This is a genomic window from Romboutsia sp. 1001285H_161024_C4, from assembly GCF_015550185.1.
GTDB classification, from domain to species: domain Bacteria; phylum Bacillota; class Clostridia; order Peptostreptococcales; family Peptostreptococcaceae; genus Romboutsia_C; species Romboutsia_C hominis.
On the sequence record NZ_JADNAJ010000004.1, the window covers coordinates 210,385 to 222,699 of the forward strand.

At 27.9% G+C, this 12,315-nt stretch carries 14 protein-coding genes and 1 other annotated feature; of the genes, 4 read left to right on the forward strand and 10 right to left on the reverse strand.

What is annotated here, in order from left to right; translation table 11 throughout:
* Window position 1 precedes the first annotated feature (1 nt).
* The 4 genes from I1959_RS09170 to I1959_RS09185 all read right to left on the reverse strand — a co-directional run bounded on the left by I1959_RS09170 (window position 2) and on the right by I1959_RS09185 (window position 2,381).
* Window positions 2–142 carry a hypothetical protein gene (locus tag I1959_RS09170; RefSeq protein ID WP_166504718.1) on the reverse strand — a complete coding sequence of 47 codons (141 nt, stop codon included), beginning with the start codon at window positions 140–142 and terminating at the stop codon, window positions 2–4.
* A gap of 77 nt (window positions 143–219) precedes the next feature.
* Window positions 220–789, reverse strand: coding sequence for a class I SAM-dependent methyltransferase (locus I1959_RS09175; RefSeq protein WP_240276208.1), 570 nt, complete (start codon window positions 787–789; stop codon window positions 220–222).
* A gap of 109 nt (window positions 790–898) precedes the next feature.
* Complete coding sequence (locus tag I1959_RS09180; RefSeq protein ID WP_092922488.1) at window positions 899–1,534, reverse strand: single-stranded DNA-binding protein; 636 nt, start codon at window positions 1,532–1,534, stop codon at window positions 899–901.
* 79 nt (window positions 1,535–1,613) lie between these two features.
* Window positions 1,614–2,381, reverse strand: a complete 768-nt coding sequence (locus I1959_RS09185; RefSeq protein WP_092922485.1) for a polysaccharide deacetylase family protein — start codon at window positions 2,379–2,381, stop codon at window positions 1,614–1,616.
* A 125-nt stretch (window positions 2,382–2,506) separates the two neighbouring features.
* Between I1959_RS09185 and I1959_RS09190 the strand changes: the two genes are divergently transcribed.
* From I1959_RS09190 to I1959_RS09200, 3 genes are all read left to right on the forward strand, one after another.
* Window positions 2,507–2,674 (forward strand): hypothetical protein, encoded by a 168-nt coding sequence (locus I1959_RS09190; protein ID WP_166504717.1) that lies wholly within the window; start codon window positions 2,507–2,509, stop codon window positions 2,672–2,674.
* 118 nt (window positions 2,675–2,792) lie between these two features.
* On the forward strand, window positions 2,793–2,996 hold the full coding sequence (locus I1959_RS09195) for an alpha/beta-type small acid-soluble spore protein (protein WP_092922482.1): 204 nt from the start codon (window positions 2,793–2,795) through the stop codon (window positions 2,994–2,996).
* Between the two features lie 171 nt (window positions 2,997–3,167).
* Window positions 3,168–3,704 (forward strand): DUF4364 family protein, encoded by a 537-nt coding sequence (locus tag I1959_RS09200; RefSeq protein WP_092922479.1) that lies wholly within the window; start codon window positions 3,168–3,170, stop codon window positions 3,702–3,704.
* Between the two features lie 2 nt (window positions 3,705–3,706).
* Here I1959_RS09200 and I1959_RS09205 read toward each other — a convergent pair whose 3' ends face one another.
* Complete coding sequence (locus tag I1959_RS09205; protein WP_166504716.1) at window positions 3,707–4,570, reverse strand: YncE family protein; 864 nt, start codon at window positions 4,568–4,570, stop codon at window positions 3,707–3,709.
* 148 nt (window positions 4,571–4,718) lie between these two features.
* On the opposite strand from I1959_RS09205, the gene I1959_RS09210 reads away from it, so the two are divergent.
* Window positions 4,719–4,964 (forward strand): TIGR03905 family TSCPD domain-containing protein, encoded by a 246-nt coding sequence (locus I1959_RS09210; protein WP_166504715.1) that lies wholly within the window; start codon window positions 4,719–4,721, stop codon window positions 4,962–4,964.
* Between the two features lie 187 nt (window positions 4,965–5,151).
* On the opposite strand, the gene I1959_RS09215 is transcribed toward I1959_RS09210, so the two are convergent.
* From I1959_RS09215 to I1959_RS09235, 5 genes are all read right to left on the reverse strand, one after another.
* The gene (locus tag I1959_RS09215) at window positions 5,152–6,462 is read right to left on the reverse strand and encodes a bifunctional folylpolyglutamate synthase/dihydrofolate synthase (RefSeq protein ID WP_195238044.1); all 1,311 of its coding nucleotides are present in this window, start codon (window positions 6,460–6,462) and stop codon (window positions 5,152–5,154) included.
* A 114-nt stretch (window positions 6,463–6,576) separates the two neighbouring features.
* Complete coding sequence (locus I1959_RS09220; RefSeq protein WP_092922467.1) at window positions 6,577–7,362, reverse strand: GNAT family N-acetyltransferase; 786 nt, start codon at window positions 7,360–7,362, stop codon at window positions 6,577–6,579.
* Window positions 7,363–7,528: 166 nt separating this feature from the next.
* The gene (locus I1959_RS09225) at window positions 7,529–8,152 is read right to left on the reverse strand and encodes a PH domain-containing protein (RefSeq protein ID WP_207733566.1); all 624 of its coding nucleotides are present in this window, start codon (window positions 8,150–8,152) and stop codon (window positions 7,529–7,531) included.
* A 138-nt stretch (window positions 8,153–8,290) separates the two neighbouring features.
* A complete protein-coding gene (locus I1959_RS09230) occupies window positions 8,291–10,957 on the reverse strand; it encodes a valine--tRNA ligase (RefSeq protein ID WP_279309988.1) in 2,667 nt (888 codons plus the stop codon).
* A gap of 157 nt (window positions 10,958–11,114) precedes the next feature.
* Window positions 11,115–11,421, reverse strand: a binding site (T-box leader).
* Between the two features lie 86 nt (window positions 11,422–11,507).
* Window positions 11,508–12,311, reverse strand: a complete 804-nt coding sequence (locus I1959_RS09235) for a polysaccharide deacetylase family protein (RefSeq protein ID WP_166504712.1) — start codon at window positions 12,309–12,311, stop codon at window positions 11,508–11,510.
* Between the last annotated feature and the right edge of the window lie 4 nt (window positions 12,312–12,315).

The following is a 12,315-nucleotide window of genomic DNA, read 5'->3' on the forward strand; positions in this document are numbered from 1 at the left end:
ATTAATCCTTTCTTAATCTTTTTAAATTAAGTATTTCTTTTATATCCTTTAATACTAAATATATTTTATTTAGCGTAAATTGTATAGATATTAATATAACAAACATCATTACTACTATTATTAATTGATAATTTATACTCATAACTATATGGCTCCTATTTTTAGTTTAATATATAAAAGACCAGGCTAACCTAGTCTTTATATATATTAGTAAAATCTCTATTTTCTTTTTCCTATATAAATGTATCTTTCATTTTCTACTTCTTTAACATTACCTTCAAAATCTAAAGTTGAAAATAACTTTGCAACATCATTTGGATAATGGTACTTGATATTTTCTCCGCACAGTTTATGCTTTAGATTTTTTAACTTAACTTTAATATTTTTTAAATTTAAATCTTCTAATATTAACTCACCATTGATCTTTAGTACTCTGTTAATTTCTTTAGATGCTTGCTCGAAATTTCCAGTGTTATTAAAGTGATCTAATATTATAACTTTGTCAAAATGTCTATCTTCAAAAGGCAATAGTTCAAGTGTTCCTTTTATAACATTACAGTTTCCGTTGTGTATTAAGGAATAACATACGTCTTCATAAGGGCTATTCTCAAGTATTGTTACATATACTCCTAGCCTTCTTAATCTTTTCCCTAGGTCACCTATTTTTCCTACAAGTAGTATATGATTGCCTACATTATACTTTATCGTATCTAAAAAACAAGTTATATCATCAGAGTTATCTGTCAAACTAATACTAGGGTCGTAATCATGATATAATACGCTTTTCACAGTGCTCCCCCTCTTTACTTTCTGCATTTATAACTAACATCATAGAATAAATTATAATAAATAAGGAGCAACTATTCAACTAGTAAATTTTTAGTTTTTTTATGAAACCCTATTCATTATTATTTTCACTCATTTTTTTTATTTTCGATATAGAAACTTCATAAGCAACTTTCTTTATACTATTTCCATCTTCACCTTTTTTTTCATACTCTCTACTTTGAACTCTTCCCCACATTTGTATTCTATCTCCAACCTTTAACCCTTTAGCAAATTTTGCATTTCTTCCCCAAACTATTGATGGTATATAGTCTGATTTATTGTATGGTCTATTTATTGCTACTAATAAATCTGTTATCTCTCTCCCTAATGGAGTCTTTCTATAAACGGGCTCTTTACATATGTAACCATCTAAAAATATACTGTTTGGATCTTTATTTTCCTCTTCTATCGTCTTTATTTCTCTAACAAAAACAGTTAAAACTAGTCTATTTCTATTATCAATATTTTTATTATAAGACCTTAACTGCCCCAATATACTACATAAATTCCCTTCCTCTATTTTTATATCTTCTAAAAGTCTTTCTGAAACTGTAATAGGAAGTATATCATAAGAATCACTAAGTCTATTTATTTTAATAGTAGTGTTATAAAACTTCTCTCCAAATATTTCATGACTGAATTCTAAGTTTTCACTCAGTTCCCCTCTTAAATTCACTACATTCGTTTCTTCTTTAACTGTTACCATCTTTATCCCCCCACAATTTGTTAATTGTATATTTTATCTTTTATATAATAAATATATTTATAAATTCTTACTTTTATTACTACTTATTCTGTAGCTTTTGAACTCCATTACTATCCACTTTGAAATTTTCTTTGTATGTTATTTCTGATACAGGAACTATTTTATATCCATCTTTCTTTAAATTAAGTATTATAGTGTCTATGTAATTTTCCACATTACTTACATTTGAATGAAATAATACTATAGATCCTGGTTCAGAATTTTTCATTACTCTATCAATAACATGATTTGCACCAAATCCCTTCCAATCCATAGAATCTAGGCTCCATTTAATGGTTTGATGATCTAATGAATTGCTCACCTCTAAAGTTTCTTTATCTGTATCACCAAATGGAGGTCTAAATAAACTTGTTTTTTCTCCTGTTATATCATATATTTTTTCTGATACTAACTTAATTTCTTGAACTTTTGATTCTTTTGATAAATTTTTAAAACTTGCATGTGTATTAGAATGATTTCCTATTTCATGACCTGCATTATGTATTTTTTCAACTAATTCCTTATTATCTTCTATCCAACTGCCCAGCAAAAAAAACGTAGATTTTACATTATGTTTTTCTAAAACTTGTAAAATTTCATCTATATTATTTTTTCCCCATGCTACATCAAAGGTTAAAGCTATTTCTTTATCATTTGTATCAACACTATGTATTGGCATACTAGCTACTTCTTTTTCATAACATACATATCTAATTCCACCTATTAAAGCTATTATAAAAACTATTGTTACTCCTAAAAAGAAAGTACTAGATCTAAAATATTTTATTTTTTTAGACTTATACTTCATATTTACACCTCCTTTTTGTTGTCCTATATTTAAAACTTATTTTTATTTTTTTCAAAAAATTACTATTAAACTAAATTTATTATTTGGTCAAATTAAAGTTAATACTAATATAAGGTGGTGCTATTATGTCAATTATAAAAAGTTCTTTTGGTAATATTAAAGGTCATCAAGTTGAAACAGCTAGAAAGACATTTAAACTTGAAGGTAGACACTATCTAAGAGAAGCACATGGAATTGAAGAAGGTGTACGTAAAGATAAAAAAATAAAAATTGATACAAAGTTCAAACAATAAAAATTGATACAAAGCACAAATAATTTTTAAAAAAACGTATATAAAATTTGATTCCAGGGTAAATTAGTATCAACAATACAATATGTATTGTACACAACATCTAAGGAGGAAATTTACTATGGCAAACAACAACAGAAAAGCTGTTCCAGAAGCTAAGGCTGCATTAAATCAAATGAAGTTAGAGATAGCTAATGAAATAGGATTAGCTAACTATGACACAATAGACAAAGGTAACTTAACAGCTAGACAAAACGGTTATGTTGGTGGCTATATGACTAAAAAATTAGTTGAAATGGCTGAAAACCAAATGGCTGGTAAATAGTATAGTAAATTCTGACATCTAAGTGATAAGAGGCTACCTAAATGGTAGTCTCTTATATTTTTACGAATAAAAAAAGATATTTTATTTATTGAATATATTCAAATTCTACTTTTATTTTTGTATATTTTGGTTTAATATATTATATAGAAATAGTTTACGGAGGATGGTACAATGTTTGAAAACTCATCTGAAGAATTAGCTTCTCACAAGCTTTTAATTTTATATATTTTAAATAAAATTAATATGGATTTAACTAATTCTCAAATTACTCAAGTTATCTTAGAAACTGAGACTATGAATTATTTTTCTCTTCAACAGTTTTTAAGTCAACTTATGGAATCTAAATTTTTAGTTACTTATGAGGATTCTGGTAAAGAATATTACTCTCTTACTCAAAAAGGGTTAGAAATATTAGAGTACTTCTTATCTAGAATACCTGAAGATACAGCTAAAAAAATAGACGAGTATATAATAAATAATAAAGAGAATCTGTTATCTGATACACAAGTAAAATCAAGCTTTGTAAAACAAAGTGATCATGAATTTATTGTTAACTTGAGAGTTATTGAAAATCAATCTAACTTAATAGATTTAAACTTAAATGTTTCATCAGAGAAACAAGCCAAGCTTATTTGTAACAATTGGAAGAAAAATGCATCATATATGTATGCAGAAGTTATAGATTTACTTATACGTGATAACCACTAAGCCTATAAACATATTATTGTTGTAGGCTCTTTTCCTGTTTTAATTTCATTTATAAACATGTGATTTATTGCATTATATACTTTTATAGAGTTATTTTGAGTATCAGATACAAATAATAATTCTTCATTTCTAGAAATAGCTAAACCTTGTGGATTCCCATTTATCTTAATTTCACCTTTAATTTCTAAGTTATTATAATCTAATATTACTACTTTTTTATGTCCTAAATCAGCTATATATACCTCACTTTTACTATAGTTAAAGCATATTTCTACTGGTATCAAAAACTGATTTATTGTATGCTTTATCTTCATATTAAATCCATCTAGTACTATTACACTTCCATCTAATGTAGATACATATACTTCATTTTTTTTAGTATCTACCTTTATATGCCATGCTTTGAAGTCTATCTTAATCTCCCTATCTATACATTTGCTTAAGGTATCTATACAGTATATAGAATTTTTACAAGGTACATATAATTTATTTTCTTTTTCATTAAAATCAAATCCATGCGGTGTTTCTCCTACACTAATTATACCTACTGGCTCTAGCGTATGTTCATTTATTATGTAAATACTATTAGAATCTTCATTAGATATATAAAGCTCTCCTTTAGATATACCTATCTGACTTAAGTTACCACCTATAGACATACTATCTATTATTTTCTTTAGTTCCAGGTCTAGTATATACATTATTCCATTAATTGAACTGGGTAAATACATTAATTTCTGCTTTTTATTTATGCAAAAATGATGCGGATAAGTCCCATCATCTAATAGTATTTCTTCAGTTTTAAAATCTTTATAATCTAATATACTTATGCTATTCGATAGATAATTTGAAATGTATAGCTTCAAACTTTAGCCCCCTTTATTATTCATACATATACTATAATAGTATATTCTTTTGTATCTATATATTATTACTATCTTTTAGTATTGCAATATTAAATATATATTTGATATGATAGGATTGAAAATAATATATTAAGTTAGGGGTTTTATTATGAAAGTAACATTTAAGCCAAGTGGCGTTTGTTGTAGAGAAATGAATTTTGAAGTAGATGATAACAATGTTATAACTAATGTTGAGTTTGTAGGTGGATGTCCAGGTAATTTAATAGGACTTAAGCAATTAGTAATTGGGCAAAATGCATTTGAAGTAGCTGATAAGTTAGCTAATATACCTTGTGGTGGAAAAACTACTTCTTGCCCAGACCAATTATCTAAGGCTATACGCCAATCTCTATAATATTTATTTATGAGTATCGTTAGGTATTTTACCTTATTTGATACTCTTTTTTATTTATATAAAATATATTTTATAAATTTTTAGTCCATTTAAATAATATATTGATAAACTATTTTATAATTGTTTTTAAATTTAAAAAGTGCCTTAAAATAGCCATTGTTACTATTTTAAAGCACTTTGTTTTATACTACTCTGCTAACTCTAATGTATTATTTACTATTGTTCTAACTGCTCCTATCATATATAAAGATCCTGCACTTATTATTATATCTTCTTTTTTAGAGTTTCTTAGTGTATAATTGACAGCTTCTTCTATGTTTTCTATTGAAATTACATCGTCCACATATTTAGATATTTTTTCTTTTAAAGCTTCACAGCTTATAGCTCTTGGATTATCTGGAGTTGTTGTTATTACCTTATCAAAATAAGGCATAATTATTTTTAACACACTATCTATATCTTTATCCTCTAACATTCCTATTAAAAGAGTTCCTTTTTTGTCTCCAAAATTTTCACTTATAGATTTAGCCAAAGAACTTGCTCCATCTTCATTGTGTGCTCCATCAATTATAAATATAGGATCTTCCATTAACTTTTCTATTCTACCTGGCCACTTTGTATTTAATAGACCTATTCTAATATCTTCTTCATTTATATCTAAATTTTTAGCTTCTTTTAAGTACTCTACCACACTTAAAGCTAACATGGAATTATTAACTTGATGTTCTCCTATTAACTTTATTTCTAAGTCTTCATATGTTTTATTCATAACCTTACAGCTATATACTTGAGAATTTATATCTGATTTTTTAATTTTCATACTATCAAATGTAACTTCTATATATTTAGCATTTTTCTCTTTACATATATTTTTTATAACATCTTTTACTTCATCACTTTGATCGTATACTATAGCTACTCCATTTTCTTTTATTATTCCACCTTTTTCATAGGCTATTTTAGCAACTGTATCTCCTAATATACCTACATGATCTAAGCTTATAGATGTTATTACACTTACTTCTGATTTGCTTATAACATTAGTAGCATCATATCTTCCACCCAATCCAACTTCTAGCGCTACAAAATCTACATTTTGTTCACAATAATAATAAAATGCCATGGCAGTTACTATTTCAAATTCTGTAGGATATGAATATCCATTTGCCACCATATATTCTATTTTTTCTTTTATTAAGGTAACTATTCTAGCTACATCATCTTCTGGTATATTTTCTCCATTTACTCTTATTCTCTCTGTGAAAGTCTCTAAAAATGGTGATGTATATAATCCAACTTTGTATCCAGCTTCCTTTAATATACTTGTTATAAAAGAACAAGTTGAACCCTTTCCATTAGTTCCTGCCACATGTATTATATTTATCTTATCTTGTGGATTTCCTAATAGTTCTAATAGTTTAGATATATTATCTAGTCCTAACCTTACACCAAACTTGTGAGTTTCTTCTATGTAATGTAATGATTCTTGGTAGTTCATTTATTATCCCCCTTAGTCATTTCTCTTTTGTTATTATTTATCTACTTTTTATTATAGTATATTTTTTACTAATTTAGTTTATAATATGATATTTAATTACATCATAATAATAAATTATTTTTCTACTAACATAGTCCATATTCCAATCTCTTTAAATCCTATCCTACGATATACTCTTCCCGCTTTTGGATTATCATAAAATAGACATAATGTCTTATTGCGTTTAAGTAAATCACTACATAGTTTAGATAAACATTTACCCATATATCCTTGTTCTCTATATTCTTTTTTAGTTGCTACCCCTACAACCATAGCAGATTTACTATTCTCTGCCGTTATTTGTGATATAGTTATTATTTCTTTGTTGTCATTTTCTATATAATAAGATACTGTGCTATTATCTTTTATTCTACTTCTTATTGTATCAACACTATATTCTACAGAAAATTCCTCTATTGTACTTAATAAATCATATATCCTTTGTGCATCCTCTTCGATGCCTAGTTTTATAGTATCATCCCATTTTAAAAGTTTTTTATCATCTTTTAATTCACAAAAATATGTAATTTTTTCTTCGTAATCTTCCAATACATCTTTAAATTTTTCTATTATAGTATCTTTTCCTGATATTATTTTTTTGCCTTTATATTTTCTTATAATATCCTTAAATTCATATACATCTTCATCTAGTTTTTCAATATATGGTATAAAATTATTTGTGTATCTTAATAAAATACCTCTTAAATTGTTATCTTCATCAAACTTTCCCCATACTTCTTGGAAATCTTTATTAAACCCATGCTGTTCAATATCTCCTATTATAAATAAATTTTTACTAGGCTCCTTTACTACATAATCTAAGACTATATTTCTATGTTTATCTTCTAGTTTCAATATCATAGCATTCTCTCCAATCTTAAATATATAGATTATATATATTCCTTTTTTCGGAAATAATATCCTTTAAAATATTTTACATTGTACTTTATCTAATAAATATAAAAGCATAGGTAGTATACCTATGCTCTATAAATCATCAATAACTTTTATAAAATTCTATGAGTTATTAGTTATTTATATATTTTTCAAATACTTCTCCAAAATCTTTATTGTTATATGTATTTCTTAAGTTTTCCATCCAGTTGAAGTTAAACTTAGCTAAGTCTTCTACTATATTTACCGGATTTCCTTCTAGATGATTTCTTGATATTGCATCATTAGCCATCTTAAGTCCATTTATACCATCTTCTACAGATATATAATTTCTGCCTTGTATCATACTTATTTCAACTAGAGCTTTATATAAATCTTTTAACTGTTCTAGTTGTTTTTTATCTACATCTATGCTAAACCTTTCATTACCGAAATTAAACTTTATTTCTATATCTAAATCTACTGTACCTGCAGTTTCTAATGTAACTTCATCTACTCTTTCATAGTAAAATTCATGTCTTTTTACAACCCTTTTCCTACTAACTGCATTTGCTCCATCTACATGTAAAAGGCCTCTATTAGTAAATACGTATTCATCTGATTTTGACTTTATAACAAAGTATATTTTTTCTCCATCTTCATGCATTATGTAGTCGTCTCCATCAACTTTATCAAAATCTTGAGGAGATATAATCTTTCCTATATCTGATAGTCCTAATGTATCGGCTGCCATTCTTCCTAATATATTTTTTGCCATTTTTCTACCTCCTAATATAAATAAGTATTTCAATTCTCTTACTTATATTATAAACTATAATTATCCACTTATCTCAAAGATTTTTCATAACATAATAAAAGAGCTATCTCTATTTAGAGGTAGCTCTTTTTATATAAACTATTTTATTTTAGCTTCTATATTTTCTATTCTTTCAAGAACTGATTTCATCATTTCTTCGAATTTTTCTTTTTTAGCCTTTTCTTCATTAACTAAGCTTTCTGGAGCTTTAGCTAAGAATCCTTGGTTAGAAAGCTTTCCGTTAACTCTCTTTATTTCGCCTTCTAATTTAGCTTTTTCTTTATTTAATCTATCTAATTCTTTAGTGAAGTCTACTAATTCATCAAGTGGTATAAATATTTTAACTCCATCTATAACAACACTTACTGCATCTTCTGGTATACCAGCTTCATTGTCTACTATTTCAACAACTGATGCAGATGCTAATGTTACAAAGTAATCTCTACCAGCATCCATAGCTTCTTTCTTTTCAGCTGTTGGAACTATTATAACTTTAGCTTTCTTTGATGGTGGAACATTCATTTCAGCTCTTACATTTCTTATGTTTCTTATTCCATCCATTGTTAAGTTCATCATTTCTTCTTCTTTAGCCATGTTGTCTTCTTCAGTGTATTGAGGCCACTGAGCCACTACTATACTTCCTTCTACTGTTGGAAGATGAGTGTATATTTCTTCTGTTATAAATGGCATATATGGATGAAGAAGTTTTAATATCTTCTCTAATACATATGTTAATGTATATAATGCTGTTTGTTTAGCAGCTTTATCGTCAGAGTATAATCTTGGCTTAACTATTTCTATATACCAGTCACAGTACTCAGACCACGCAAAGTCGTATATTTTTTGAGCAGCTATACCAAGGTCAAACTTGTCCATGTTGTCGTTAACTTCTTTAACCACATTGTTAGCTCTTGATATTATCCACTTATCAGCTAAAGTCATAGAGCTTTCAACTGATTCTCTAGTTACACCATTCATTATCTCTTCATCTATGTTCATGAATACAAATCTTGATGCATTCCATAATTTATTTGCGAAATTTCTAGATGCTTCTACTCTTTCCATATAGAATCTCATATCATTTCCTGGAGAGTTTCCAGTAGCTAACATGAATCTTAAAGCATCAGCTCCGTATTGGTCTATTACTTCTAATGGGTCTATTCCGTTTCCTAAAGACTTACTCATCTTTCTACCTTCAGAGTCTCTAACAAGTCCGTGGATTAATACATGTTCAAATGGAGTTTCTCCCATACAGAACATTCCTGCAAATGCCATTCTTACAACCCAGAAGAATATTATATCGTATCCAGTTACAAGTACACTTGTTGGATAGTAGTAGTTTAATTCTTCTGTATTGTGTGGCCAACCTAATGTTGAGAAAGGCCAAAGTGCTGAAGAGAACCATGTATCTAATACGTCTTCATCTTGCTTAAATTCATGATGTCCACACTTAGGACAAGTAGTAGGCATTTCTTTAGCAACAACTACTTCTCCACACTCTTGACAGTAGTAAGCTGGGATTTGGTGACCCCACCATAATTGTCTTGATATACACCAATCTCTTATATTTTCTAACCATTGTAAGTAAGTTTTGTCAAACTTATCTGGTACAAACTTTAATTCTTGTTTCTTTAATATATCTATAGCAGGTTTTGCTAATTCATCCATCTTAACAAACCATTGGTCTGATAATCTTGGCTCAACTACTGTATGACATCTATAGCAAGAACCTACATTGTGGTTATGATCTTTTATAGCTATTAAGTATCCAGCTTCATCTAAGTCAGCTATAAGTTGCTTTCTACACTCATATCTGTCCATGCCTTCATACTTACCAGCTAATTTATTCATTGTTCCATCTTCGTTCATTACATTTATCTTTTCAAGGTTGTGTCTTTGACCAACTTCAAAATCATTAGGGTCATGAGCTGGAGTCATCTTAACTGCACCAGTACCGAACTCTAAATCAACATAATCATCAGCAACTATTATTATTTCTCTGTTTACTAGTGGAAGTATTGCTTTCTTTCCAACTAAGTGAGTGTATCTCTCATCTTCTGGATTTACAGCTATACCACTATCTCCAAGCATTGTTTCTGGTCTAGTAGTAGCTATTTCTAAGAATTCGTCACTACCAACTATTGGGTATTTTATATGATAGAACTTTCCATCATGTTCTTCATGTTCAACTTCTGCATCTGATAAAGTTGTTTTACAATCTGGACACCAGTTTATTATTCTGTTTCCTCTGTATATTTGACCTTTTTCATATAACTTAATGAAGAACTCAATAACAGCTTCGTTACATCCTTCATCCATTGTGAATCTTTCTCTATCCCAATCACAAGAGTCTCCTAATTGTTTCATTTGGTCTACTATTTTTCTACCAAATTCATTTCTCCAATCCATAGCTCTCTTTAAGAATTCTTCTCTTCCTAAATCGTACTTAGACTTTCCTTCTTGTTCTCTTATTCTTTCAACAACTTTAACTTCAGTTGCTATAGAAGCATGGTCAGTTCCTGGTTGCCATAAAGCTTCATAACCGTCCATTCTCTTCCATCTTATAAGTATATCTTGTAAAGTATGGTCAAGAGCATGCCCCATGTGTAATTGTCCTGTTATATTTGGTGGTGGAAGCATTATAGTGAAAGGCTTCTTGTTTGGATTTGGCTTAGATTTAAATAATCCATCTTCAATCCACTTTGAATATAATCTTGATTCAAAATCTTTTGGATTATACGTTTTTGGTAAATTAGTGTTTTCCAATTTCATTTCCTCCTCATTTTATTTAAAATTTTATTTTTATTAAAAATTTGTCTTACTAAAATTATTAATAATACAAGTAACTTAATAACTTTATTTTGATTAAAAGTCTTAAACTTATATATTTTATAGTATAAATTAAAAAAGAGCCATTCATCCTTATAAGGACGAAAAGCTCGCGTTACCACCTTAATTCCCAAATTGAACTCATTCATCTCTCAAGAGTTATATTCCGTATTTACTTAGCTACATCTCTTAATCATAACTTCACTAATCTATAATACAGATACTTAATAATTTGGGCTCTTTATGGATTTTAACGATTCCCACCGTCTAAACCTACTGCTAGTTCAGCTTAGAAACTCCAAAGCTACCTTCTGCAAACCTATACTAAGAAGACCTTTCAGCCTATGAGTCTTCATCTCTTTTAGTAGCATTTACATACTCCTCTTTATCATAGTTTTTATCTTATTATTTATTCTTTAATTATATCCAATTAATATTATTATTGTCAATTATTTATAATAATATATGTACTACTTTGATTTTTTAATTAGCTTTGAACATTTCCTTTCCAATAGTTTCGATCTTGTGTATCTTCACTTATTGGTTCTATCTTATAACCTCTTTCTTTTAATACTCTTATAATGTTATCTAAAGCTTCTACAGTTTGTTCTTTTTCATGCATTAGTACTATTAAATTAGATTTATCTCTACCATAATATAATAAACTACTTAAAATATTGTCTGTTGTGGATTTCCAGTCTAGTGTGTCTAGATTCCAATCCCATATTTTATAATTATTTTCTACTAATATATCATAAGATTCTTTAGGCATATAAGGCTTGCTTCCATAAGGCAGCCTTATTAATTTTGATACATCTCCTGTTATATTATAAAGAGTTTCTTGGCAGGTTTTAAATTCATTTAGTGTTGCTTGTGGTGTTTCATAGAGCTTATGTATATCATGAGTTACACTATGAAATCCCATACCATGCCCCTCTTTTTGCATTCTATTTAATTCATCTGGGTGTTTCTTCATATTATCATTTATCATAAAAAAAGTTGCTTTAACTTGATTTTTTTCTAATATGTCTAATATCGAGTTAGTGTATTTAGATGGACCATCATCTATAGTTATATATGCTATCTTCTGTGGTAATAAAACAGGACCTTTTTCTTTTTGTGTTGTAGCTTCGTTTATAGTTTGAGTTAAAGTACTCGTTACTATATAATTTTCTAATAAAGTATATTTTCTATCCTCATCTTCCTTTGGTATATTAAAAATAACTATGCTTAATACAATAAATGCTACTAAAATTATAGCTAAAATTTTGTAATTTTTTTTTATATTCATCCCC

Excerpts from the sequence above, each read along its gene's own strand:
- I1959_RS09170 (WP_166504718.1), bottom strand. The coding sequence starts at position 142 with ATGAGTATAAATTATCAATTAATAATAGTAGTAATGATGTTTGTTATA.
- I1959_RS09180 (WP_092922488.1), bottom strand. The coding sequence starts at position 1,534 with ATGGTAACAGTTAAAGAAGAAACGAATGTAGTGAATTTAAGAGGGGAA.
- I1959_RS09185 (WP_092922485.1), bottom strand. The coding sequence starts at position 2,381 with ATGAAGTATAAGTCTAAAAAAATAAAATATTTTAGATCTAGTACTTTC.
- I1959_RS09190 (WP_166504717.1), top strand. The coding sequence starts at position 2,507 with ATGTCAATTATAAAAAGTTCTTTTGGTAATATTAAAGGTCATCAAGTT.
- I1959_RS09195 (WP_092922482.1), top strand. The coding sequence starts at position 2,793 with ATGGCAAACAACAACAGAAAAGCTGTTCCAGAAGCTAAGGCTGCATTA.
- I1959_RS09200 (WP_092922479.1), top strand. The coding sequence starts at position 3,168 with ATGTTTGAAAACTCATCTGAAGAATTAGCTTCTCACAAGCTTTTAATT.
- I1959_RS09210 (WP_166504715.1), top strand. The coding sequence starts at position 4,719 with ATGAAAGTAACATTTAAGCCAAGTGGCGTTTGTTGTAGAGAAATGAAT.
- I1959_RS09215 (WP_195238044.1), bottom strand. The coding sequence starts at position 6,462 with ATGAACTACCAAGAATCATTACATTACATAGAAGAAACTCACAAGTTT.
- I1959_RS09220 (WP_092922467.1), bottom strand. The coding sequence starts at position 7,362 with ATGATATTGAAACTAGAAGATAAACATAGAAATATAGTCTTAGATTAT.
- I1959_RS09225 (WP_207733566.1), bottom strand. The coding sequence starts at position 8,152 with ATGGCAAAAAATATATTAGGAAGAATGGCAGCCGATACATTAGGACTA.
- I1959_RS09235 (WP_166504712.1), bottom strand. The coding sequence starts at position 12,311 with ATGAATATAAAAAAAAATTACAAAATTTTAGCTATAATTTTAGTAGCA.